Origin of the sequence: Enterococcus sp. GC34, assembly GCF_040886645.1 — a bacterium.
GTDB lineage: Bacteria > Bacillota > Bacilli > Lactobacillales > Enterococcaceae > Enterococcus > Enterococcus faecalis.
Genome location: NZ_JBFOEF010000001.1, coordinates 258,415 through 282,487 on the forward strand (window position 1 = coordinate 258,415; position 24,073 = coordinate 282,487).

A 24,073-nucleotide genomic window follows, 5' to 3' on the forward strand; every position below is an offset into this window, starting at 1 on the left:
CCGATAAAAACTGGGTTTTCAGCTTTTATCGGCTTTTTGATTAAATTAATAGGAAATATTAAAAGCTTTCATATCTTTCTCAATATATTGTAGGACTTCTGTATTGCCAAAAAATTGTGTAAAATAATAGGCTTGACGATAGTCATCGGCTGTGTCTTCCCCGAGCATTTGTTTGTTAAAGGCTTTTTCATATAAAAGATAATCTAGCAAATAAATGGAGTGTTTGTCACGACAAATCTGAATCCCTTTTTCGCTTAAAATGACACTTTTTTGGTAATCTTTTATTTCCGAGTAGAATTTAGCAGAATTATAATAAATTCTACAGCGCTCCAAGGAACATTCTAATTTAAATTGTTCCAATTCTTGTAATGATTTTTCGTAATACACTTGCGCTTTTCTCATATCTTTTTCCAGTTCATATAGCGTACCTAGCGCATTCAGGCTTAAAATGTTGTAAATATTGACTTTACGGTCAATTTCCGCGCCCCGGTATAGGTAAAACAAGGCCTCTGCTTTATCTTTTTTTCCTAATAAACAAGTAATTCCCTTATAATATAACAATTTAGTCGTTAGTTCATTATTAGATAAGATAAGACCTTCAGGCACTTCTTGTAATAAATTGTAGGCCTCTAAGTGAAATAACCGTAAAGATAAATCCTCGACTTTGTTTAGTAGATTTTCAATTTTCTTTTCTTCAGAAATCATCATGCATTCTTCTACTTCTAAATCTAATCGGAGGCAAATAGATGAGAAAATATCTAAACTGTCACATAGATTACGGTTTTCAATATTACTAATTGTTGCTTGCGTACAGATGCCGTTAGCCAGCTCTGATTGTGTGATTTTTTTAAGTTTTCTCGCTTGTTTTATTTTGTCTCCTGCTACCTTCACGAACAGACCTCCACTTGTATTATTATGTAAATTCATTAAAAAATGTTATACTTTGATTATCAATTAAAGGAGGTACATGCTATGTTTGATTTACTTGCATTATTGACTGGAACATCAACTTATGGCAACGTTCCCCATGTTTAATTAGTCAATGCGTGTCAAGTATGGTCTTCCATACTTGGCATGTTTCCTTTAAAACTGACTCAATCATACTACAAACGGATAGACAAATACAACCGAAAATCATTGGTTTTTTATTAAGAAAAAGAACAGCAAGAAGTGATAACTACTTCTTGCTGTTCTTTTGTTTAGTTAGGTGTATTTAGATTTAAAATGATTTGTTCCGGCGTAATTTCATTATGATCTGACATCATTGGCTCTACACTTAAATAACTTGAAGTATTTGTAATGATAACCATGACAGTTGAGTCAAGCCCAGCTTCTTTAATGGCTTTTCGATCGAACGTTCCTAAAAGATCTCCTTTTTTAACACGGTGACCTTGGGTTACTTGTGTCTGAAAGACCTCCTGCCCCAATGTGACGGTATCAATTCCTATATGAATTAATACTTCAGCTCCTGCGTCCGTTTGGATACCATAAGCGTGCCCAGTTTCTGCAACCAAGTTTAATAAACCATCTGCAGGCGCGTAAACCTTGTTCGCTGTTGGCATGATTGCTAAACCTTTGCCCATCATCTCGCTTGAAAATACCGGGTCATTAACAGCAGTAAGATTCATGGCGTAACCAGTTACCGGAGAAAAAAGTTGTTCATCTAAGGTGTTATGTTGCATTTCAAAGACTTCGCGTTCTTCCTCTTCGATTACTTTATCTGAAATTAAAACCTCTTGTGGAATTGCAAATAAACTGGTTAATGCATAACATACACCGACAGATAAAAGTGCGACTAATAAATAGATCACTAATTGATGTGCACTATAGATATACATTAAGAAAGAAGGAATAACGGCTAATCCATAAGAATTTGATTGAATATGAAAAATAGCTAAAATTGCTCCGCCTAAACCTGATGTAAACAAGACACATAGCAGCGGTTTTAAGTTCCAACGAATAAGTAATCCAAATAACACAGGCTCACTAACTCCAAATAATTGAGACAACATAGAACCAATGGCTGTCGACTTCACTTTGCTATCTTGCGCTTTTTTCGCAAAGGCTAAACAACTGCCAACGTTGGCAAACCCATACATGGCACATATTGTAATCAATGCATTAAATCCTGTATTTGCTAATAATGATGTTTCTACCATAGTTAGTGTATGATGAATACCAATCAAAACCATTAAAGGATATGAGGCACCAATCACGAAACCACCTAGTCCTAAGGGCAACCCAATCAACCATTGGACAACATCTACCATGCCTAACTCAACGGTATGCAAAATTGGGCCAATTCCGAGAATCATGATTAAAAAAGTAATTAACATAGTCATAAAAGGTGTAAAAATTTGATCAAGAATATTCGGCATCTTTTTTCGGAAAAAAAGTTCAATCTTTGCGCCAATTATACCAGCAGCAATTGCACTTAAAACGGATCCTTGTGCACCGACAACTGGGATAAAACCAAAAGCCATGATAGCTTTCACGCCAGAATCTGGTGTTGCAACTGCATAAGCGTTTGGTAAAATGGGGGATACCATCATTAAACCAATAACAATCCCGATTACAGGTGTCGCATTAAATGCTTTAAAGGTAGACCAAACAATCAAAGCTGGCAAAAAGGCAAAGACGGTATCTGTAATGACAGAGACAATTTGTTGAAAGCTTTCAGGAATATTGGCTACACTTGCTCCGAATAATTGTAAAAAAGTGTCGTTAAAAATAACACCTTTTAACCCTAGGAACAATCCTGTTGCTGCAATTACTGGAACAATTGGAATGAATATTTCACTTAAAATGCGCATTGTTTTGCGCATGCCCGTTTCATTATTTTTTAAAATTGCTGTTTGCTCTGCTTTTGACACAACATTGATTCCAAGTTTTTCTATTTCATCATACACTTTAGTCACAATACCAGTTCCTAAAATCACTTGGTATTGACCGCCATTATAAAAGACACCTTTGACTAGATCGATTTTTTCTATTTGTTTACCATCTACTTGTTCGTGGTTCTTCAAAATAAAACGTAACCGCGTTTGACAATGGGTGACCGATATAATGTTATCCATACCGATTAATTGAATAATGTCTTTGGCTGCCTGCTGATAATTTTCTGCCATGTTATACTCCTCCTAGCTACTCATTTATAGTAATCAATAGTCCTTGATAGCTTTTTAATAATGTTCCCTGCTGAACTAACTGCTCTCGTTCTTCAGACTGTGTATCAAAAATAACTGTGCCATTAACTAAATAATGAGGGATTGCAACCGCCTCACCAAAATTAAAACAGGCGTAAATCGTTTTTTCATTTAATTTGCGTTTATAAGCAATAACATTATCTGGAAGATTTGATAGTCCCTCAAATGTTCCATAAAGTAAGATGTCTGTATAGGGACTCTTTTGACGAAATGCAATCATCCGCTTATAGAAATGAAAAATACTTTGACTATTTTTTATTTCTGCTTCGGCATTGATTTCTTTATAATTATCCACCATTCCTAACCAAGGTTTGACGCTTGAAAAACCGCCATACATAGAATCATTCCATGGAAAAGGCGTGCGGGCATTGTCTCGACTACGTAAATTGACAAGTGACAAGGCTTCTTTGGGCGTAAATCCTTCTTTTATTGCTCGATAGTATTGATCAATGCTAGAAATATCATCGAATTCATCAATCGAACCCCTTTCAAAATTGGTCATTCCTAATTCTTGTCCTTGGTAAATAAAAGGCGTGCCCCTTAAAAAGAAATACATGGCGCCGAATGTTTTAACCGCATTTGGCTGTTGAGCCTGTTCTTTTAAATATTTCGTTGTCGCTCGAGGTTGATCATGATTTTCAATAAAATTTGCACTCCAACCAGCCTCTTGCATGGCTTCTTGCTGTTTGAAAATTAATGTGCGTAAATCATTCCAAGACCAATCGATTCTATAAAACCATTCGCTTCCTGATTTCACATCCAAATCAGCCCATTTGAAGTCAAAAATCATGTCGAAATACCCTGTTTCTCCAATAAATTCTGATAAATTTGGATAATTGACGCCGGCCGCTTCGGCAACTGTGACAATATCAAAGCCAGCAAAAGCTTTTTCTTTTAATTCGTTCAGAAAGTCACTCATTCCTAGCATGTTTCTACTAGCTTTTGTTACTTTGGCTAATTGATCTGCCCCATCAGCAGGTAAGTTTGTCCAAGTCAAATCTTTCTTAATAAAATTAATCGCATCTACACGAAAACCAGCAATTCCTTTGTTTAACCAAAAACGAATCATTTGATAGATTTCTTTGCGTAGTTCAGGATTTTCCCAATTTAAATCCGGCTGTTTTTTATGAAAGGCATGAAAGTAGTAGGCATCTTCCCCAGGTAATTTTTCCCAAACACTACCACCGAAGTTAGAACGCCAATTTGTAGGTGCTTCTCGTCCTTCTTTTATAATATAAAAGTCTCGAAAACGACTTTGAGGATTTTTTAAAACATCTTGAAACCAAGCATGTTCATCAGATGTATGGTTTACCACCAAATCTAAAATAACTTTTATGTTTCGTTTTTTTGCTTCTTCAATGAGTTCATCGAAGTCTGCCATTGTACCAAAATCGCTAGAAATACCATAATAGTCTGAAATATCATATCCATTGTCAGCCATTGGCGACGGGTACATTGGACTCAGCCAAATCAGCGTAATTCCTAAATTTTCTAAGTAATCCAGTTTTTGAATAATGCCTTGTAAATCACCAATTCCGTCATTATTACTATCCGAAAAGCTACGTGGATAAATTTGATAGGCCACTTCTTTTTGCCACCAATTTCTGTTCATTCTGGTTCTCCTCACTCTTAAACTAGTCCTGTTAATTTTTTCTGTAACCGTTTTTACATTTTGTATGATACTCGTTTTTGCGTAATATGTCAAACGTTTATCATAAATAAATGTAAATTATAATATTCTTTTTATTTAAATAGATTTATATATGTTATACGTTTGACTTTTTTCTAATTTGTTTATACTATTAGACTAACTACTATTTTCTAATAAAGGAGACATTACTTATGTCAAGCATCATGAACCAATGGACTGATGAATTACGTTATGCGCCTTATTCTTCTTGGACATCTGCTCACCTCGAAAATCTAACTTCTATTATCGCGCAATCTAGTTGGCGTTTTAAGTATCATATTCAACCACAGACAGGACTACTAAATGATCCCAACGGTTTTTCGTATTTCAATAACCAGTGGCATTTATTTTATCAAGCGTTTCCTTTCGGGAGTGTTCATGGACTAAAAAGTTGGGCCCACTTAACTTCCTCCGACTTAATTCACTGGGAGTATGAAGGAATTGCCCTTTCTCCCGACTCTGAATATGATTCTCATGGCGTCTATTCAGGCTCAGCTTTACCAATAGATAACCAACTATGTTTATTTTATACAGGAAATGTTCGTGATCAAACTTGGCAACGATTTGCATATCAAAATATTGCATGGCTGAATTCTTTAGGTGCGATCACAAAGGAATCAACACCATTCCTACCAATTGACCCCAATTATTCTTCCCATTTTCGTGATCCGATGGTATTTCCTTATCAAGAAGGACTTGTTTTATTAATTGGTGCTAGTGATTTAAATGGACAAGGAAAAATTGTGGTCTATTTTTCTAAAGATCGAAACGTACACAATTTTCATCAACTTGGCGAATTGACGTTCACCGACCAAGAATTAGGCTACATGGTTGAATGCCCCAATTTGGTATTTATTGATGGCCAGCCTGTCTTATTATTTTGCCCACAAGGTCTATCTCCATCTGTAAAAAGTTATCAGAATATCTATCCGAATATGTACACATTGGCTGAAACGTTTGATTTGGAGAATCTTTCTTTAGTTCAGGCTGGACCTTTTGAAAATTTAGATGAAGGGTTTGATGTCTACGCCACTCAAGCCTTTAATGCGCCAGATGGTCGTGCACTTGCGGTCAGTTGGATTGGGTTGCCAGAAATCACTTACCCAAGTGATGTGGAGGGTTGGGCAAATGGCTTAAGTCTGGTTAAAGAACTCACAATTCACAACGGGAAACTATTTCAATATCCAGTTTCTGAAACAGAAATGCTTCGTCAATCCGCCACTACTTTATCAAATGGCTGCCATTTTTTATCTACTGCTTCTTTTGAATTAGAAGTGGATATTCCCCAAAATGAGATTGCTTTTATTCGGCTTTTAGCGAACGAAACGGGTTCAAAAGGACTTTTAATTACAATTGATACGATTCATGGTAAAATAACCCTTGATCGAACATTTGCTGGCCAACCTTTTGCTGAAAAGTATGGCACAATTCGTGAAACTAAAATTAGGAAAAATAAGTCAGTTCAGTTAACTATTTTTGTTGATTGCTCTGTTGCAGAAATCTATGTAAATAAAGGTGAAAAAACGATGACTGGTCGCTTCTTTCCAGATAAAGCGCAACAGTATCTTCATCTATCCAAGACGGCAAAAGCTTGTTTTTATGAGCTGGAAAATACGAATAATTAGGAATGATGGTGAATTTTGATGGTGGTTAAATTAACGGATGTAGCAAAGCTTGCTGGGGTGAGCCCGACAACGGTAAGCCGCGTGATTAATAATTATGGTTATCTTAGTCAAAAAACAATTGATAAAGTTCATCAAGCGATGGAAGAATTAAATTATCAACCTAATGGATTAGCCAGAAGCCTCCAAGGAAAAAGTACGCAGCTGATTGGTTTAGTCTTCCCTTCTGTTAGTCATCCATTTTTTGGTGAATTAATTGAAACACTGGAAAGAAAGCTCTTTGTTCAAGGATATAAAGTGATTTTATGTGATAGTGAAAAAGATCCAGAAAAAGAGCGCGCCTATTTACGAATGCTCGCTGCAAATAAAGTGGACGGTGTAATCACTGGTAGCCATAACTTAGCTATTAACGAATATGAAAATGTTTCACTACCTATTGTTTCCTTTGACCGTTTCTTGGCACCTGGCATTCCAATTGTCTCTTCGCAAAACTTTCAAGGCGGCCAAAAAGCCACTGAAGCCTTATTTGCAAGTGGTGCACAAAAGATTGCAATTATTACTGGTGCTAATAACACAGGCGCACCTAGCGATTATCGATTGGCTGGTTATAAACAAACGATGGAAAAATATGGCGCAGAAAAAACGATTCTACAAATTGATAATGGAACCTCAACAACATTAAAAAATCTAGAAATCGAACGTTTGCTTCAAAATAAAACTGTAGACGGCATCTTTTGTACCGATGATTTGACAGCAATTACAGTTATGAATATTGCTCAAAAATTGAAGATAGCCATTCCTGAAGAATTAAAAGTAATTGGTTATGATGGGACAAAATTAATCAAAAGAATTGCCCCACAACTATCAACCATTGTGCAGCCAATCGACGAGATGTGTGACGTTATGATTGACTTACTGATTCGTAGAATGAAGGATCCTGATGTTGCGCTCGAGGAAAATTATCCTATTCCGATTCAGCTATCATTGTCTGAATCCTGTTAAAAAAGACACCTGAAAAGGTGTCTTTTTTTATTCTTAATTCCTCATTTGCCCATTTTCCCTTAATTCCAAAGCACAGAGATTAAATAATACAACAACATGATCCCTACAAATACACCGAGCATTAGTAAAACATACCACCAATTTTTGGCGCTATAGGTTTCATTTTTATCTTTTTCGGTTCGTTTCCCGGCAGCCCATTTCCATAAATCGTAATTATTCATCTCTCTCACCACCTTTAATGGGTTTGCTAACTTAAGTCTAACACGGAATGACAGAACTTGAAAACAAAAGGATCACCCGCTTATGCAATGGATGATCCTTTTTGGGCACTATTCTTCTGGTAACCCATTATTTTTAATCACTGATTGGTACCAATAAAAACTATCTTTTTTAATGCGTCGTAAATCTTTTAACTCATGGTCTTCACGATTGACGTAAATAAAACCGTAGCGTTTTTTGAATCCTTGATGAGAACTTAAAATATCCATGACCGACCAAGGGCAATAGCCAAACAACTCAACACCGTCAGAAATAGCCGCATGACAAGCAGCAATATGATCATGCAAATACGCAATTCGATAGTCATCATGAACTTTTCCGTCCTCTGTTAGGTGATCGGGTGTGCCTAAACCGTTTTCTGTAATGATTAATGGCAAACGGTATTGACGATAATAATCATTTAAAACTAAACGTAGACCAGTTGGATCAATTTGGGCACCATACTTAGAGGTTTTTAAATGTTGATTTTTTTCGATTTTAAAATAACCGTATAGATCAAAATCAATGTCCTTTTCTTTCGTACCCAATGGGTGTTGCTCATCTGTCGGTAAATAGCTAGCGACTAACGTCCGATAATAATTAAGAGCGATAAAATCTGGTTTAGCGGCTTTCAAAATTGCTTGATCTTCTGGCTGTGTTTCGGGATAAATGCCGCATTTGGTCAAATACTCTTGATAGTAACCTGGGTATTCGCCAAAACAATACATTTCTAGAGCGTAATTCGTTTTAAAGTTATCATTCATACGAGCCGCCCAAACATCTTCAGGCTTATTGGAACTAGGATAAGTCATCGTTGAGGAAACAGAGGGACCGACTTTTCCCCCAGCGACCAATTGGTGACAATCATTCGTCGCTAGCGCATGGGCAACAAACATATGGTAATCCATTTGTGCACGAATTTTTTCAGCATTTTCTGGTGCAACATCGTACATATTCATTCGTTCATCGACACGAATCATTAAGTTTTGTTCGTTTGTAACTTGCCAATTTTTGACTCGATCACCAAACGCTTGATAACAGACTTGCGCATAGCGTTGAAATGCGGAAACGCAGCGACGATCCGCCCAACCATTGTATTTTTCCACCAATGCAAAAGGTAAATCAAAATGATAAAGTGTGACAAACGGCAAAATATCGTTTTCTAAAAGTGTATCAATGACGGCATTATAAAAATCGATGCCAGCTTGATTGATTTCGCCATCACCTGTTGGAATGATTCGTGCCCATGAAAGAGAAAAACGATAGGTTTTTAAGCCTAATTCTTTCATTAACGCAATATCCTCTTTGAAACGATGGTAAAAATCGCTAGCGACTTTCGTATCTGCTTGTACAGCTGACTTTTTAAAAGAATTGTAATCAGCGACTGTTAGGCCTTTGCCGTCCTCATTCCAAGCGCCCTCAATTTGAAAAGCGGAGGAAGAAGCTCCCCATAAAAAATCGTTCTTAAATTGTTTAACCATTAGTTTTGCTCCTTTACTTGCATGAAAAATAAATTTGTTTGTGGTGTAATCTCTGTTTGTTTGGTTGTCTCAATTATAGCCATTTCCGCAGTATTTGTTACGATGACTAAGACGGTTGGATCATAACCAGCAGCTTGGATGATTTGTTTATCAAAAGAGAGCAGTTTTTGTCCTAGTTTGACCCTTTCTCCTACTTTTACGAACGTTTCAAATCCCTGCCCTTTTAATTCGACGGTATTGATTCCAATGTGAAGGAGGATTTCAGCACCATTGTCTAACTTTAAGCCAATTGCATGATGAGTTGGATATAAAGCCGTCACCTGCCCATTTCCTGGAGAAACAATTTGTTCCTCTGTCGGATAAATAGCTAGCGTTTTTCCCATTTGTTGGGAAGCAAAGACTTCATCGTTGATTTGGTCTAAAGATACGAGTTGTCCTTGAAGAGGTGCTTGAATCCGTTGCTTTTCTTTGACTGTCGTTGCCTCGGTCTTTAAGACGGGTTCTTGACGTGAATCGTCAAGCGGTAAATCATTAAAGCCTAGAAAAATCGTTAATAGAAATGCACCAAAAAAAGCAATACCACAACCTAATAAATAACAAATAAAGGCTTTGGTTCCTGCTTCTGCATAAACTGGGATGGTCAAGAGTCCTTGGTTAGCGAAGGCTGTCCCATAGGAGCCGCCCCAGCCCATTAAGGCCCCACCTGCTGCTCCGCTAGCCACCGCATAAATCATCGGTTTTTTTAGCCGCAAGTTTGCACCATAAATGGCTGGTTCTGTGATACCAAATAATGCAGTCACTGTTGCAGAGGCAGCAACGGCTTTCAAGCCTTTATTTTTTGTGCGGACAAACACGCCAAATGCGGCGCCCGCTTGAGAAAAGTTCGCTGCACCAGCAAACGCTAGCAAATTTTGCCGCCCTGTTCGAGCGACATCATTAATCCCAATTGGTACAAGCCCACGGTGAGCCCCAAAAATGACTAAGACACACCAAATTCCGCCGATAAAACCGCCTAACAAGATGGGACTAAAATTCATTATATAATAATACAACCAATTCACGCCGTCACCTAAATAAATCCCTATCGGTCCAAATAATAATAAAGTGGCTGGAATCATTAAAAGTAATGATAGCGTAGGAACCATAATAATTTTTAGAACTTCTGGAATCACTTTTTCTAAAAAGCGTTGCACATAAGCTAACATAAAAATTGCAAGAATAATAGGAATTACTGTGGAAACGTAATTGGCTTTGGTCACATGTAATCCAAACAAGGTAACCGCTGATTCTTCAGTCATTAATGAAACGATGGTTGGATAACATAAGGTGGCACCAATTACCATGGCGATATATTCGTTTGTTTTGAAAACTTTAGCAGCTGAATAACCTAAAATAACTGGCATAAAATAAAAAAGTGCATCGGAAGCGGCGCTTAAAATAATATACGTATTCAAAGGTTTTAAATCGACCTGGTAAAAATTGTTTGCGACCATCACAGCGATGGCTAGAATTCCTTTTAACATGCCTGAAGCGGCAATTGCTGGTACGACAGGTGTGAAAATCGCGGCAACAGTATTTAAAATTCGATTACCTAATGAATTTTTTTCTTTTGTGGATGTTTTGGTCGTAAGTTGCTGAGCCAACAAAGGTTCTAGAGCATTATAGACATGCGCGACTTTATTGCCTAAAACCACTTGATACTGCCCGCCACTTTCAACAACAGAAATGACACCTTCTGTTTGTAGTAAGGCTTCTTTGTTCGCTTGTTTCGTGTCTCTCAATACGAAACGCAATCGTGTATAACAATGTGTGACATCCACGATATTGTCTTTGCCACCTACGTCTTTCAAAATTTCTTTTGCTATTGCTTGGTAGTCCATGGTGACCACTCCTTATCTATAAAATAACAGCTCAATAAAAAAGACCAAATCACACATGCACGTTTCAGCAAACACACTCAATATTTGCTCGTCGTGAATGTCCCTTTGATCTGATCTACGTAATAACTATGTTTCTCACGATAGAATAGCTGATTGAATTTATTTTTAATTTACCATTATTTAGAGGGATTATCAATGAATTAGGTGTACGAACCTAAGATAAGCAGATGAAGATGAAATTGTCGTGCACTACACGCTATTTTAAGCTTTTCCCACATAGCAAATACCATAGCAAACTGATTTTTGATGACCAGTCACTATGGTATGTTATTGTGTAATTATAAAATAGAGCTATCTATCTGCATGTTTAATTTAGCTAATAATTTGTCTGTTCTATAATAATTTACTTGGAAATGGATAAACCGACCTTTGTCAATAGAATACAGGTTATAGCCATAATTTTCTTCAAACCTTACAATCCCCTGACCTTCATCTTCGCCAACAAAAGACATGCCAGCTACCGTATAATAGGGAATCCCGTTTATGTGGTGTAAATACGGATGATGTGTATGGCCAGTTAATACACCTAAAATATCAGAACCTTTTAATAATTGAATGGTTTCCTCTGCTTCTGGCAATGTCGGCATACTACTTTGTTCCCTTAACAAATGATGATGCATGACTAACAGGATAGGCTTATCTGACAATTTTTTTAAAGTTGTTTGCAACCAATCTTTTTGTTCCTTATTCATATGGCCATCAGGATTGTCATATTCTGAATTATCTAGACTAATAATGTGAAATTCTGGATAAGTTTGTACAACGTTATATGGTTGTTCACTTCCTATTTGATTAAGCCAACCAATTCGAAAGTTTTTCTTTATATCATGATTTCCTAATGTCACAATCATCGGAATTCCCTGTAAGATAGTTTGTAACTTTTCTTTTAAAAAAGCGTAGTCTTCTGGCTCACCGTCTTCTGTGAGATCACCACTGATAATTACTAAATCAATTTTTTTTATTTTTAATAGACTGGTTAAAGAGGACTCTAAGCGAATCAACGGATTTTCCATTTTGGTTAACATTCCTTTATAACCATCTTTTGCTTTTTCATAATTTCTACGAAAATGAATATCTGATAAATGTAAAATATCCATATTATCTCAATTTCTTTCTAATTAATTCTGTTACTTGATCTAAAACAAAAATTGTCAATACAACACCTATTAATAGAATACTCACTTTACTCCAATTTCTTGTTTGGATCGCAAAAATTAATGGTGCTCCAATGCCCCCAGCACCTACTAAGCCTAAAGTAGCTGCACTTCGAATCGCAATTTCAACATGATTTAATATCAGAGAGCTATAAATAGGTAGTAAAGAAGGGATTCGCACATAAAATAACTTTTGCCAAAAATTTGCCCCCACAGCATCCATACTTTCGATCAATTTTTCATCCATACTTTCTAATTCTTCTGTGAACAACTTACTCAACATCCCAATTTGGTGAACACCAATTGCCATTACTCCAGCAAATGGGCCGGGCCCCAAGACTTTTACAAAAATAATTGCTAAAATTAATTCTGGAAAAGCGCGTAAAATATGGCTACCAAGCTTGCCAATCTTTGTTAAAAAAGGTATAGATGGCCACAAATTAACGGCACTAAGTAAAGTTACTGGTATTGCTAATACAGTTGCAAAAGAAGTACCCAAACAAGCAATTGCAACCGTTAAAACAAGTAAACTTACTAAATCTTCCCCACTCCCATCGTAGACAAAGGACCAATCTGGATGCCCCAATCCAATAAATACATCTATCGCCATTTTTAAAGAAAATGTTTGAAGTCCTGTATAATCGATTCGTGTAAGTGTAATGAAAAATAGTAAAATTAGTACTACTGTTGATACTATTTTCTTTTTACTTATTTCTGTTATGATCATAATAACGTTCTCCTAACATATGCACTCAACCAATCAACAACTATTTCCATTACCAATATGACTAGAATGATGATACCCACGCGATCATATTTAGCTAAAGAAAGGGAGGTGTTTAAAATAATCCCAATGCCCCCAGCACCTACATAACCCAATACTGTGGATGCACGAACATTTACTTCAAAGGCGTAAAAAGCATACCCAAAAAATTGACTGGCTACTTGCGGGAAAATAGACCATACAGCAATTTGTAATTGAGTGGCTCCTGTTGCTTCGGTAGCTTCAATTGGCCCTAAATCAATTGTTTCAATTGCCTGAAACATTAATTGTGATAACATACCAAAAGTAAAGATGGTAATTGTCAGGACACCTGTTGCTTCACCAATACCAAAAATTGCCACCATTAATGCCGCAAGTAAAAGTGTCGGAATTGTCCGAATCAAACTTAGAAAAAATCTTAATATTAACAACCCTATTCTGTTTTTTGTGACAACATTTGAGGCTAAAAAGCTAAAAGGAACTGCTAAAAGGAATCCTAGTATCGTGCCTAAAAAAGAGATTTCCAATGTTTTGATTAAAGGCGTAATAATTTTAGGTAAAAATGAAAAGTCTGGTGGGAAAAATTGCTGCAAAAAGCGCCCCATTTGGCTGAAATTAGTAAGAATTTCAGTAAAATCCGCACCAGTAACAGCAATACTACTTTCTATACAAATAAATATAATAAACAATATAAATAGTTTTTTATACCATAGAAAATGGATAGTATCTTTTATCTTCATACGTTGTTCTCCGCCATTTCCACTTCTTCAAAGATTGCCATTCCGTAAATTTCTTCTAAACGAGTATCAGTCAATTGTTCTGGAATCCCATCAAAAACAACTTCACCACTTTTTAAAGCAATAATTCTTGTGGCATACTCCCGTGCTAAAGAAACAGAATGTAAATTTATAACGATCGTTTTCCCTAGTGTCTGATTAATCGTTTGTAAATCGTTCATCACTTTTTTTGTCATGATAGGGTCCAATGAGGCTACGGGTTCATCTGCCAAGATAATCGGCGCCTGTTGAACCAATGCACGTGCAATAGAGACACGTTGTTGCTGTCCGCCACTTAATTCATCACTACGTGTATGCAGTTTATCCACAAGTCCGACAGCATTTAAAGCTGCCGTTGTTTTTTGATAGTCTTCCTTAGTAAATAAGCCAAAGATACTTCTCCAAGTAGAGTAATAACCCAAACGCCCAGAGAGAACATTTTTTTGTACAGAGCTGCGTTTTACCAAATTAAAATTTTGTGAAATAAGACCAATTTGTCGGCGAATCAAGCGCAGCTTTTTTTTCTTAGCCTGAGTAATTGACTGATTGTTTATATGAATTTCACCTTCCGTTATTTCCACTAGCCGATTAATCGATTTCAAAAAGGTGCTTTTCCCAGCACCGCTCAAACCAATAATGGCCACAATTTCGCCTTCCTTAATTGTCAAGTTAACATTTTGTAATCCTTTTACCCCGTTTGGATAGGTTTTAGATACATTAGTAAAAACAATCATTTTGATACTCCTTTAATTGATTAGTCTTAGTGATTATTCTGCTGCTTTTTCTGTATATGCACGGATTGTATTATATGCATCATCTGCTGCTTCTTCATAACCTAAATGCCCCCATAAATTCATAGCTTCTTTTCCTTCAGGGTCATTTTTCATCTCTAAAAAGGTTTCTTTGATCTTTTCTTTCAGATCAGTTGACATTTTTGGATTGACTGCAATTGCATCGTTAGGAATATCACCTTTTGTTAAATAAAGGACACGTAATTCTTTGGTTAAATCTTTATCTGGAAAGGCTGCATTAAAAACATTTCGCGCTCCTTCAAAAACAAAGGCTGCATCCATTTGGCCGTTTAAAACGGCAGTAATTTCGCTGGGAATATCATTTACCGTCGTTAAAGTAGCTTCTTGTACGGGATCAATTCCTAAATCTTTTAACTCAGCGACAGGATAAATATAGCCGCTTGCAGAATTAGGATTCAATGTTGCGATTTTTTTATTTTTTAAATCTTTTAATTCTTTTAAATTACTATCATTACGGACTAAAACTTCACCTTTAAAGGTTGTCGCTAAAACATTGTCTAAAGGCTTCCCTGTTTTTTGATCATAATCTTTCAACTGTGAAGTTAAAATCGCTTGCGCCGTGTGCATATCTTTTGCACGTACGTAGGCTGCAGGTGGCATGATTCCTAAATCTACTTTTCCAGAATCCATTGCTTCAGAAATCGTCGAGTAATCTGTTGCTAAGGTTACTTCCACTTCACGATCTAATTTTTTTGACAAATATTCTGCAAAAGGTTTTGTCTTCGCTTCCATACTGCCATCATTATTCGTAGGCACAAATTGAACAACTAATTTATCTGATGTTACTTCTTTTTTCTTTGCTTGACTCATGCCACAACCGCTTAACCCTAGAATAAGTAAACTTCCCAAAACAATTGATGTCACTTTTTTTAAACGCATTTTTTCTCCTCCTAAAAATAAATGTTTCGTTTACAAAGGAAATCATAGCAAATTTTTAAAGTATTAAATAGAGACACAAGTCCTTATTTACACATTTTTTACATACAATTAACAAAAAAAACAAAAAAATATTCGTTTTTTATTTGGAAATATTTTATAATGAAGCTAACAATAAATAAAGGTGCTGACAATTTTTATGAAATATTTGAAAAATAGACAGAAATTACAAGAATATATTGATTTATATCAATTGCAGAGTTACATGGATACACCATTAGCAGAAATTGGCCACTTAGTAACATTTGGAAAATCCGAACATTTAATTGAACTCGATCAACCCTCTAACCATTTATACTTTCTTTTGGAAGGAAATGTTATGATTTATACGCCTACATTAGAAGAACAGAAAGTTTGCATCAGCTATACTCACCCAATTGCGCTTTTAGGAGAAGCTTCTTCTTTATGGAAAAAATCACCCAAAAGTAATGTTTTGGCTAATACTGCGTGTCTTTGTTTATGTATTCCGTTAGATGAACACCGCACAGCGTTACAGAATGATTTACTTTTTTTACAAACGATTTGTCTTACCTTAAGTGAGCGACTTAACTCTGGTGCACTTCTGGCTTCCTCTTTGATAGAGCCTGTTGATGTTCGCTTAGCAAAATATATTTTAGCACATCAAAAGAATAGTTATTTCAATTGTAAACTAACCACTTGTGCAACTACATTAAACGTTAGTTATCGTCATTTAACACGCCTCATTACACAATTTAAAAAAGAGGGCCTCATTCAAAAAGAGCAACAAGAGTACCTCATCCTTAATCCAGAAAAATTGATAGATATAGCAAAAATGAAACGATAAAAAAACTAAGAAATTAGATAAAAATCTAATTTCTTAGTTTTTTATTAGTTAATCATTCTTTGACTAGCGTACAGCTGTTTAAAAGATATTTTTTACAAGACTGGTGACAACAAGCGTGAAAAGTTTTGCTTGAAGCGTAGCCAGTACCCTTGTTTTTTAATTATCTCGTCGGTTAGTAAGACACTTTTTTCTATATCTTCTTCAAAGACTTGCGCTAACATCCACGCAATGTCGGGATTGTAAATAAACGTACTTACCTCAAAATTCAATGAATAACTGCGAATATCTTGGTTTGTTGTGCCAACCATAGCTAATTCATCATCAATCACCATTGTTTTTGCATGAATAAACCCACTATCATAAATATAAATTTTAATGCCACGTTTGTGTAAGTAATTTGCGTAATATTGTGTCGCGCGGTAAATAAAGGGATGGTCAGGCATACAAGGAATCATAATTCGCACGTCGACACCTGAACGAACCGCCACTAACAACGCATTAATCATACTATCATCAGGGATTAAATACGGTGTTTGAATCCAGACACTCTTTTCTGCAGAGAAAATCATCCGAACAAACCCGCTTTTCAAAATTTCTTCTTCTGAATCAGGACCATCTGAAACAACTTGTAAGGACAAATGCTCCACTTCATGATCTTCTGGTAATTTAAAATATTTTTCATGATACGTCATACGTTCTTCAGGATATTTGACTGAAGCATTCCAATCCATGATAAATATCTCTTGCAATGAAAATACGGCCGTCCCGACCAAACGAATATGGGTATCTCGCCAGTAACCAAATTTTTCGGTGACATTCAAATATTGATCCCCAACATTGAACCCGCCGGTCCAACCAATTTTCCCATCGATGACAACAATTTTTCGATGCAAGTGATAATTTAGACGTGTTTTACGGATCATATCGCGAGAAGTAATAAAGGGAGCTACTTTTCCTCCAGCGTCAACGTAACGAGCAAAAAACTTTTTATTTGCGCCGGGTGAACCCCAAGGATCGTAAATTAAGTAAACTTCCACGCCTTCATGCAACTTTTCGATTAATACATCTAAAAATTGATTACCAATTGTGTCATTAAAAAACGCATAATACTCCACATGAACGGTTTCTTTCGCTGCACGAATATCTTCAAATAATGCTTGGAATTTTTCTTGGCCATCTGTGAATAATTGCAAACTATTTCTTTTGGCCAACGGTGATGCGTCCATATTCCGGAAATAACGATTTAAAACTTTCGCATCATAAAGTAAATCATAACGTTTATCGCGCCCTGCTTTTTTGTTATCAACGTCCACTTTTTCTTTAATTCGTTGAACCATTTGTTTTTCATCATCAGACAATTTAAAAACTTCTTGTCCATCGATACCTCGCCCACAGAATAAGTAAATAATAAAACCAATACCAGGCAAGAAAATCAACGTCATCATCCATGCTAAAACGCTGGAAATACTACGAGGTTTTCTAAAAACAGTAATTAAGGCAGCAATAACGTTAATTACTAATAAAAATAACAAAATCCAAACAAAAATTTTCATCGCTTACCTCCTTCTTACTTCATACTAAGATTATATCAAATAACAGTTAAATTAGGCGAATAATATGAGCGAGTATTCAAAAAAGAATTCATTTCTATAAGTGTTTCGCCTTTGATTCTCAGTTTTTCTGTACTATAATGAGGGCTAGATGTAAAGATTTTGAAAAGAGGTACTTATTTTATGGTCGTTGATTTGAAAATGTTAGCTATGATTTTTATCATTAATTTTGCGTATATTACCTTAAATACTATTCGTTTTATGTTAACGATGAAAGGTTATCGGGTTATTGCACCGCTGGTTAGTATGGCTGAAATAACAATTTATGTCTTAGGGCTAAGTATGGTTCTGAATCGGTTAGACAATCCTTTAAATTTACTTGTTTATGCGCTTGGTTACGCTGTTGGCATTAGTGTAGGAATTAAAATCGAAGACTATTTGGCCTTGGGTTATATTATGGTATCGGTTATCCTCCCTTCTACTACTGAACAATTTCATTTACCAGAAACACTTCGTGAACACGGCTATGGTGTTACGCAAAGTGTCGCCTACGGACGCGAAGGAGAACGAATGGTTTTAGAAATTCTTTCCCCAAGAAAAAACGAACGTACATTGTACAAATTAATCAATCAATTAGAGCCGAGAGCATTTATCATTTCCTATGAGCCTAAGTTCATTTCCGGTGGTTTTTGGACGAAAAAAGTTCGCAAAAGAAATGACGCCATTTCTCACTAAGAAGCGGCGTCATTTCTTGTTATCGATTTTTAGTTTACATAATAAAATTATCGTAACTTTAATTTATTCTAAGATAACTTAGAGAGTTCGTACCTAGTTGCTCAATCAGTTGTTGCATAAAAACTAAGCGTTCGATGGCCGATCGGTTAGCAATTTTTTCATAATAAAATGCTAGAATATCCGACTGTGCTTCTAAAGGCTCGGCTTGTTCCGTTGCTACTGGTAAAAGGAGTTTTAAGTGGTCCTGGTCAATCGTAATCACTTGGGTCAAGTGCAAACTTTCTTGAAAAATATTAGGCACAGTACTGACTTTGCGGCCTCGCAGAGCTTGTTTAATAACTCTTCTCGCTTGTGAAAGATAGTATTCAGGATTTACGTCTCCTAGCAAGTCATATAAAGCACTGAAGGCTTCTGGCAAGGATTGCTCTTTGCCCAAGTAATCAAAATAACGAGGCATTGTTGGAACCTCTGTCTTTTCTTTTTCAAGCGTAATTATAGATAGTTGTGCCGAGGCCAATCTTTGTTTTTGATAGAATGAGGGGCCACCGCTCACGCCAAAAAAATAGTCTTCCTCTTCTGGAAACACTTGTGGCCAAAAAGATTCAGCTAGCCAAAATAATTGCTCTGTTACAGTTCCTTTAAACTTAGGAAGTTCGTCTTCAGCCAAGGTCAAACTCGCAACTTCAGCTGCCGTATAAATAGGAAAATTCAAACGATATTGACGATTTTCCCGAATGATTAACTGACAATCAATCATTTCTGATAAAAATTGTTCTAACTTGCCTTCTGTTGCAAAGGCCGCTTTTAATTGTCTTAAAATGATTCTTTCTTCCCGATGTTCATACATAAAAGTAACAAGAGGGAAAAAAAGTGATTGGTTGAGCAAATGATTGTATTGTTTCGTTTGTTGCGGAGAATGATAGTAAATTGCTAAATCATTCATGTTAACGCCCCTTTACTATTGAAGCGCCTAAGCAACAAGGAATTTATCGCGTTGCTTAGGCGCTTACGGTTTTAGTTAAAGACTTCTGTTAATTGTGGTACTACTTGTTTTTTACGAGAAACAACGCCTGGTAAGAACGCACGATTGTTAACTAATGTTACATTGAATGCTGCTTCAATTTTGGCTTGTTCCGCACCAATCGCTAATAATTCAGAATCACTGTCTAGGATATTCGTAATAATTAAGACAAACAAGTCATAATTATTGGCTGCATTTTCTGCGGCCATAGCTGCTTCTAATTCAGCTTGACGATCTAAAACTTCTGCTAAATCGACGGTATTTACTTGGGCAACGCGAACTGTTTTGCCGTTCATTGGGAAGCTCTTAGCATCTAAATCTAAAAGAACTTCAGCTGATTTATCGCTTAAATTTGTTCCTGCTTTTAATAAGTCAAGACCATAGCCTTCTAAATTAATTTCAGCAATATCAGCTAGGGCGTGCGCTGCATCGATGTCTTCTTGTGTGCAAGTTGGTGATTTAAATAATAATGTATCAGAAATAATCGCTGAGACCATCATACCAGCAATTTGAGCTGGAATTGTCACGTTATTTTCTTTAAACATTTTATAGATGATTGTACTGGTACACCCTACTGGTTCTGCACGATAATACAATGGATCTGCTGTTTCGAAGTTGGCAATCCGGTGATGATCCACTACTGCTAAAATGTTTACTTCAGCGATATCTGAAATGCTTTGTTGGAATTCGTTATGATCCACTAACATGACTTGGTTTGTTTCGCTAGCTGCTTCAGTGACAACACGTGGTGCTTCAATATTGAAGTAATCTAAGGCATATTGAGTTTCTTCACTTGGTGTTCCTAAAGCGACAGCTTCTGTCTCTTTTCCTAATTCTTTTTGTAAGTAAGCAAAACTAATTGCTGCTCCGATAGCATCTGTATCAGGATTTTGGTGTCCAAAAACTAAAATTTTTGACATAATACACACTCCTTGGTTTTGATTCACTCTTAATGATAACAAAAAATAGAAAAGAAACAACAAAAAATTGTCTTCTTTTCTATTTTTTCGTTTGTTAACGTGCTAGATAACCTTGATAGTCCTCGACATGTAGTAGTTTTTTCGCATTTTCAACACGATCATTTTTAGGAGGTTCAATTCCTTCTAATGGATAAGGAATACCTAGTTCTTCCCATTTGTACTTGCCCATCGTATGGTAAGGAAGCACTTCAACTTTATCTACATTGTTTAATGTTTTTATGAAGGCATCCAGACGGATTAAATATTCGTCGTAATCACTACGTTGAGGCACCAATACGTGGCGAATCCAAACAGGTTTGTCAATTTCAGATAAATAGGTAGCCATCTCTAAAATATTATCATTTGATTGCGTTGTTAACAGTTTATGCTGCTCGTTATCAATATGTTTGATGTCGAATAAGAGTAAATCTGTGTACTTCATCAATTCATCAAATTGACTAATGAAGGGTTCTTCCCGAGTAAAAGGCTTGCCACACGTATCTAAGGTTGTATGAATGCCTTGTGCTTTGGCTTTTTTAAATAAATCGATCAAAAAGTCCATTTGCAATAGCGGCTCACCACCACTGACAGTGATACCACCCTTTTCGCCCCAATAAGAGCGAAAACGTAATGCTTCCTCTAATACTTCGTCAGTCGTCACCACACGACCACCGGAACCAATTTTCCAAGTATCTGGATTATGACAGAATTGACATCTCATGCGACACCCTTGTGTAAATACAATAAAACGGACACCTGGGCCATCAACGGTACCAAAATTTTCTGTTGAATGAATTCTACCTGTAACTGGTGTTGTCATAATGATCCCTCTTCTTTCAAACGAAAAGGATGACACGTTAAATGTCACCCTTTCAGTTAAATAATGTAAATGTTTTTTATAGTCTGTCGTGTGAAGTTCTTGAAATAACGTCTGCTTGTTGTTCAGGAGTTAAGTCACGGAATTTCACGGCATATCCAGATACACGGATAGTTAAGTTTGGATATTTTTCTGGATGTGCTTGTGCATCTAATAATAATTCGTTTGTAAATACGTTTACGTTTAAGTGGTAACCACCTTTATCGAAGTAGCCATCTAATACGTTACGTAAGTTGTTAATTCTTGTGTCGTCGTCTTTACCTAAACCATTAGGGTTGATGGTTTGTGTATTAGAAATACCATCTAAAGCGATTGTATATTCTAAACGAGCTGTTGAGTTTAATGAAGCTAACAAGCCATTTTTCTCACCTAAGAATTTACCGTCTTGATAACTTGGGTTCGCACCTGGTGCAAGAGGTTTGCCGGCCCGACGTCCGTCAGGCGTGTTCCCTGTTGCTTTACCATAAACAACGTTTGAAGTGATTGTTAATAATGAAGTCGTTGGTTTAGAGTTACGGTATGTGTGTTGACGTTTAATTTGTGTCATAAAGTAATCTAAAATCCAGTTAGCCATTGCATCGGCTTCTTCGTTATCGTTTCCGTATGTTGGGAATTCTTTTGTTGGTACATAATCAATTGCCATACCATCTTCGTCACGGATTACTTCTACTTCACCGTGTTTAATTGCCATGATACTATCAGTCGCATGAGAGATTCCGGCAATACCAGTTGCGAATGTCCGTTGTAAATCAGTATCCATTAAAGCTAATTGTGGTGCTTCATATGCATATTTATCATGCATGTAATGAATAATGTTTAATGTGTTAACATACAATTCAGCTAACCAGTCTAAGATGTCTTTATAGCGTTCCATGAATTCATGGTAATCTAATTTGTCACCAGTCATTGGACGATATTTTGGTGCTACTTGCATTTTAGTTTTTTCGTCGACCCCGCCGTTAATTGCATAAAGAACAGCTTTCGCTAAGTTCGCACGAGCGCCGAAGAATTGCATATCTTTACCCATAACTGTTGCAGAAACACAACATGCGATTGCGCAGTCGTCAGAACCCCAGTTTTCACGTAATAAGTCATCGTTTTCAAATTGGATAGATGAGCTTTCTTTCGCGATTTTAGCTGCATATGTTCTGAAGCCTTCTGGTAAGTGAGAAGAATACAATACAGTTAAGTTCGGTTCTGGAGATGGTCCCATGTTTGTTAAGGTGTGTAAGATACGGAAGTCATTTTTGGTAACTAATGAACGACCGTCAATACCCATACCAGCAATAGATAATGTTGCCCAAATTGGATAACCAGAGAATAATTGGTTGTATTCTGGTGTCCGTGCAAATTTAACCATACGTAATTTCATGATTAAATGGTCAATCATTTCTTGTGCTTCAAATTCAGTGATTAAACCAGCTTCTAAGTCACGTTGGATATAGATGTCTAAGAATGCTGAGATACGACCAATTGACATTGCCGCACCATTTTGAGATTTAATGGCACCTAGGTAACCAAAGTATAACCATTGGATTGCTTCTTGCGCATTTGCAGCAGGACGAGAAATATCGAAACCATAAGAAGCAGCCATTTGTTTTAAGTCATTTAACGCACGGTATTGTTCAGAAATTTCTTCACGTAAGCGAATAACATCGTCTGTCATTTCTTTGTTACCAGTGTTATCATGATCTTTTTTCTTTTGTTCCATTAAGTAGTCGATACCATATAATGCGATACGACGATAGTCACCGATAATACGGCCACGGCCATAAGCATCTGGAAGACCAGTAATGATTTTGTTTTTACGTGCTAAACGCATTTCAGCTGTGTAGGCATCAAAAACACCTTGGTTATGTGTTTTTCTGTATTCTGTGAAGATTTTTGTCATTTCTTCGTCAGTTTCATAACCATTTGAAACTAAGGCATTGTTCGCCATTTTAATACCACCGAATGGCATAAATGCTTGTTTTAATGGTACATCTGTTTGTAAACCGACAATTTTTTCTTCTTCTTTGATTAAGTAACCAGGTTCATGTGACGTAATAGTTGCTGGGATATCGCTATCCATGTCATAAACGCCATTTTTTTCATGTTGGATTTCAAATAATTCTTGTAGTTTTGTCCATAATTTGTCAGTGCTCGGAGCGATTGGTTCTAAGAAACTGTCGTCGCCTTTGTACTCTGTGTAGTTGTTTTGAATAAAATCACGAGTGTCAACGCTTGTTCTCCATTTGTCGCCTTTAAAGCCTTCCCATTGTTTCATGAAGTGTTTGCCTCCTTAGTTAACTGCTACTTGATTGTATGTAACAGCTTTATGTGATTAGTATAACACATAACCTTTTAGATGCAAGCGTTTTTTTATTATTTATTGCACTTTCTTAATAAATAAATGGGGAGCAAAGATTATAAACGCTGATATATAAACATTTATACTTGTGAAAATAAGAACGATTTATAGTTGTTATCACTTGTGAAAAATGTAC

20 protein-coding genes are annotated in these 24,073 nt (G+C 36.3%); 4 read left to right on the top strand and 16 right to left on the bottom strand.

Annotated features, from left to right (window positions below):
• Positions 1–45: 45 nt before the first annotated feature.
• The 3 genes from AB3I72_RS01205 to AB3I72_RS01215 all read right to left on the bottom strand — a co-directional run bounded on the left by AB3I72_RS01205 (position 46) and on the right by AB3I72_RS01215 (position 4,818).
• Entirely contained in the window at positions 46–927 is an 882-nt protein-coding gene (locus tag AB3I72_RS01205) for a helix-turn-helix domain-containing protein (protein WP_002394463.1), read from the bottom strand.
• A 272-nt stretch (positions 928–1,199) separates the two neighbouring features.
• Positions 1,200–3,128, bottom strand: coding sequence for a sucrose-specific PTS transporter subunit IIBC (locus AB3I72_RS01210; protein WP_368023430.1), 1,929 nt, complete (start codon positions 3,126–3,128; stop codon positions 1,200–1,202).
• A 16-nt stretch (positions 3,129–3,144) separates the two neighbouring features.
• The gene (locus AB3I72_RS01215; RefSeq protein ID WP_368023431.1) at positions 3,145–4,818 is read right to left on the bottom strand and encodes an alpha-glucosidase; all 1,674 of its coding nucleotides are present in this window, start codon (positions 4,816–4,818) and stop codon (positions 3,145–3,147) included.
• Between the two features lie 242 nt (positions 4,819–5,060).
• Here AB3I72_RS01215 and AB3I72_RS01220 point away from each other — a divergent pair, with 242 nt between their 5' ends.
• Together AB3I72_RS01220 and AB3I72_RS01225 are read left to right on the top strand one after the other, a co-directional pair.
• Positions 5,061–6,521: a sucrose-6-phosphate hydrolase gene (locus AB3I72_RS01220; RefSeq protein ID WP_368023508.1), complete on the top strand. Its 1,461-nt coding sequence runs from the start codon at positions 5,061–5,063 to the stop codon at positions 6,519–6,521.
• A gap of 18 nt (positions 6,522–6,539) precedes the next feature.
• Complete coding sequence (locus AB3I72_RS01225; protein WP_033624974.1) at positions 6,540–7,520, top strand: LacI family DNA-binding transcriptional regulator; 981 nt, start codon at positions 6,540–6,542, stop codon at positions 7,518–7,520.
• 59 nt (positions 7,521–7,579) lie between these two features.
• On the opposite strand, the gene AB3I72_RS01230 is transcribed toward AB3I72_RS01225, so the two are convergent.
• From AB3I72_RS01230 to AB3I72_RS01265, 8 genes are all read right to left on the bottom strand, one after another.
• Positions 7,580–7,741 (bottom strand): hypothetical protein, encoded by a 162-nt coding sequence (locus tag AB3I72_RS01230; protein WP_002361843.1) that lies wholly within the window; start codon positions 7,739–7,741, stop codon positions 7,580–7,582.
• 108 nt (positions 7,742–7,849) lie between these two features.
• Positions 7,850–9,259 carry a glycoside hydrolase family 1 protein gene (locus AB3I72_RS01235; protein WP_010822830.1) on the bottom strand — a complete coding sequence of 470 codons (1,410 nt, stop codon included), beginning with the start codon at positions 9,257–9,259 and terminating at the stop codon, positions 7,850–7,852.
• Complete coding sequence (locus tag AB3I72_RS01240; RefSeq protein WP_368023432.1) at positions 9,259–11,139, bottom strand: beta-glucoside-specific PTS transporter subunit IIABC; 1,881 nt, start codon at positions 11,137–11,139, stop codon at positions 9,259–9,261. Before AB3I72_RS01240 ends, AB3I72_RS01235 begins: the two co-directional genes overlap by 1 nt.
• 338 nt (positions 11,140–11,477) lie before the next feature.
• A complete protein-coding gene (locus AB3I72_RS01245; RefSeq protein ID WP_368023433.1) occupies positions 11,478–12,296 on the bottom strand; it encodes a metallophosphoesterase in 819 nt (272 codons plus the stop codon).
• Between the two features lies 1 nt (position 12,297).
• Positions 12,298–13,080, bottom strand: coding sequence for an ABC transporter permease (locus AB3I72_RS01250; RefSeq protein WP_010713388.1), 783 nt, complete (start codon positions 13,078–13,080; stop codon positions 12,298–12,300).
• The gene (gene phnE, locus AB3I72_RS01255; RefSeq protein WP_010713387.1) at positions 13,077–13,856 is read right to left on the bottom strand and encodes a phosphonate ABC transporter, permease protein PhnE; all 780 of its coding nucleotides are present in this window, start codon (positions 13,854–13,856) and stop codon (positions 13,077–13,079) included. Before phnE ends, AB3I72_RS01250 begins: the two co-directional genes overlap by 4 nt.
• Complete coding sequence (gene phnC / locus AB3I72_RS01260; RefSeq protein WP_010713386.1) at positions 13,853–14,626, bottom strand: phosphonate ABC transporter ATP-binding protein; 774 nt, start codon at positions 14,624–14,626, stop codon at positions 13,853–13,855. Before phnC ends, phnE begins: the two co-directional genes overlap by 4 nt.
• A 33-nt stretch (positions 14,627–14,659) precedes the next feature.
• Positions 14,660–15,583 carry a phosphate/phosphite/phosphonate ABC transporter substrate-binding protein gene (locus AB3I72_RS01265; RefSeq protein ID WP_368023434.1) on the bottom strand — a complete coding sequence of 308 codons (924 nt, stop codon included), beginning with the start codon at positions 15,581–15,583 and terminating at the stop codon, positions 14,660–14,662.
• Between the two features lie 196 nt (positions 15,584–15,779).
• Between AB3I72_RS01265 and AB3I72_RS01270 the strand changes: the two genes are divergently transcribed.
• Complete coding sequence (locus AB3I72_RS01270) at positions 15,780–16,445, top strand: cyclic nucleotide-binding domain-containing protein (protein WP_368023435.1); 666 nt, start codon at positions 15,780–15,782, stop codon at positions 16,443–16,445.
• A gap of 92 nt (positions 16,446–16,537) precedes the next feature.
• Here AB3I72_RS01270 and cls read toward each other — a convergent pair whose 3' ends face one another.
• On the bottom strand, positions 16,538–17,998 hold the full coding sequence (gene cls / locus AB3I72_RS01275; RefSeq protein ID WP_002371124.1) for a cardiolipin synthase: 1,461 nt from the start codon (positions 17,996–17,998) through the stop codon (positions 16,538–16,540).
• A gap of 180 nt (positions 17,999–18,178) precedes the next feature.
• Here cls and AB3I72_RS01280 point away from each other — a divergent pair, with 180 nt between their 5' ends.
• Positions 18,179–18,730: a DUF2179 domain-containing protein gene (locus tag AB3I72_RS01280; RefSeq protein WP_002361848.1), complete on the top strand. Its 552-nt coding sequence runs from the start codon at positions 18,179–18,181 to the stop codon at positions 18,728–18,730.
• A 58-nt stretch (positions 18,731–18,788) separates the two neighbouring features.
• On the opposite strand, the gene AB3I72_RS01285 is transcribed toward AB3I72_RS01280, so the two are convergent.
• The 4 genes from AB3I72_RS01285 to pflB form a co-directional block, all read right to left on the bottom strand.
• Complete coding sequence (locus AB3I72_RS01285) at positions 18,789–19,673, bottom strand: DUF1803 domain-containing protein (RefSeq protein ID WP_010707570.1); 885 nt, start codon at positions 19,671–19,673, stop codon at positions 18,789–18,791.
• Between the two features lie 71 nt (positions 19,674–19,744).
• Complete coding sequence (locus AB3I72_RS01290; protein ID WP_002360265.1) at positions 19,745–20,671, bottom strand: manganese-dependent inorganic pyrophosphatase; 927 nt, start codon at positions 20,669–20,671, stop codon at positions 19,745–19,747.
• 94 nt (positions 20,672–20,765) lie between these two features.
• Positions 20,766–21,530 (bottom strand): pyruvate formate-lyase-activating protein, encoded by a 765-nt coding sequence (pflA, locus tag AB3I72_RS01295; protein WP_002357530.1) that lies wholly within the window; start codon positions 21,528–21,530, stop codon positions 20,766–20,768.
• 76 nt (positions 21,531–21,606) lie between these two features.
• The gene (gene pflB, locus AB3I72_RS01300; protein ID WP_002357529.1) at positions 21,607–23,853 is read right to left on the bottom strand and encodes a formate C-acetyltransferase; all 2,247 of its coding nucleotides are present in this window, start codon (positions 23,851–23,853) and stop codon (positions 21,607–21,609) included.
• Between the last annotated feature and the right edge of the window lie 220 nt (positions 23,854–24,073).

Bases quoted from the DNA above. Each gene is read 5' to 3' on its own strand.
- AB3I72_RS01205 (WP_002394463.1), bottom strand. From the start codon at position 927: ATGAATTTACATAATAATACAAGTGGAGGTCTGTTCGTGAAGGTAGCA.
- AB3I72_RS01225 (WP_033624974.1), top strand. From the start codon at position 6,540: ATGGTGGTTAAATTAACGGATGTAGCAAAGCTTGCTGGGGTGAGCCCG.
- AB3I72_RS01215 (WP_368023431.1), bottom strand. From the start codon at position 4,818: ATGAACAGAAATTGGTGGCAAAAAGAAGTGGCCTATCAAATTTATCCA.
- AB3I72_RS01285 (WP_010707570.1), bottom strand. From the start codon at position 19,673: ATGAATGATTTAGCAATTTACTATCATTCTCCGCAACAAACGAAACAA.
- pflB (WP_002357529.1), bottom strand. From the start codon at position 23,853: ATGAAACAATGGGAAGGCTTTAAAGGCGACAAATGGAGAACAAGCGTT.
- phnE (WP_010713387.1), bottom strand. From the start codon at position 13,856: ATGAAGATAAAAGATACTATCCATTTTCTATGGTATAAAAAACTATTT.
- AB3I72_RS01270 (WP_368023435.1), top strand. From the start codon at position 15,780: ATGAAATATTTGAAAAATAGACAGAAATTACAAGAATATATTGATTTA.
- cls (WP_002371124.1), bottom strand. From the start codon at position 17,998: ATGAAAATTTTTGTTTGGATTTTGTTATTTTTATTAGTAATTAACGTT.
- AB3I72_RS01240 (WP_368023432.1), bottom strand. From the start codon at position 11,139: ATGGACTACCAAGCAATAGCAAAAGAAATTTTGAAAGACGTAGGTGGC.
- AB3I72_RS01290 (WP_002360265.1), bottom strand. From the start codon at position 20,671: ATGTCAAAAATTTTAGTTTTTGGACACCAAAATCCTGATACAGATGCT.
- AB3I72_RS01210 (WP_368023430.1), bottom strand. From the start codon at position 3,128: ATGGCAGAAAATTATCAGCAGGCAGCCAAAGACATTATTCAATTAATC.
- AB3I72_RS01220 (WP_368023508.1), top strand. From the start codon at position 5,061: ATGAACCAATGGACTGATGAATTACGTTATGCGCCTTATTCTTCTTGG.
- phnC (WP_010713386.1), bottom strand. From the start codon at position 14,626: ATGATTGTTTTTACTAATGTATCTAAAACCTATCCAAACGGGGTAAAA.
- AB3I72_RS01280 (WP_002361848.1), top strand. From the start codon at position 18,179: ATGGTCGTTGATTTGAAAATGTTAGCTATGATTTTTATCATTAATTTT.
- pflA (WP_002357530.1), bottom strand. From the start codon at position 21,530: ATGACAACACCAGTTACAGGTAGAATTCATTCAACAGAAAATTTTGGT.
- AB3I72_RS01235 (WP_010822830.1), bottom strand. From the start codon at position 9,259: ATGGTTAAACAATTTAAGAACGATTTTTTATGGGGAGCTTCTTCCTCC.
- AB3I72_RS01265 (WP_368023434.1), bottom strand. From the start codon at position 15,583: ATGCGTTTAAAAAAAGTGACATCAATTGTTTTGGGAAGTTTACTTATT.
- AB3I72_RS01245 (WP_368023433.1), bottom strand. From the start codon at position 12,296: ATGGATATTTTACATTTATCAGATATTCATTTTCGTAGAAATTATGAA.
- AB3I72_RS01250 (WP_010713388.1), bottom strand. From the start codon at position 13,080: ATGATCATAACAGAAATAAGTAAAAAGAAAATAGTATCAACAGTAGTA.
- AB3I72_RS01230 (WP_002361843.1), bottom strand. From the start codon at position 7,741: ATGAATAATTACGATTTATGGAAATGGGCTGCCGGGAAACGAACCGAA.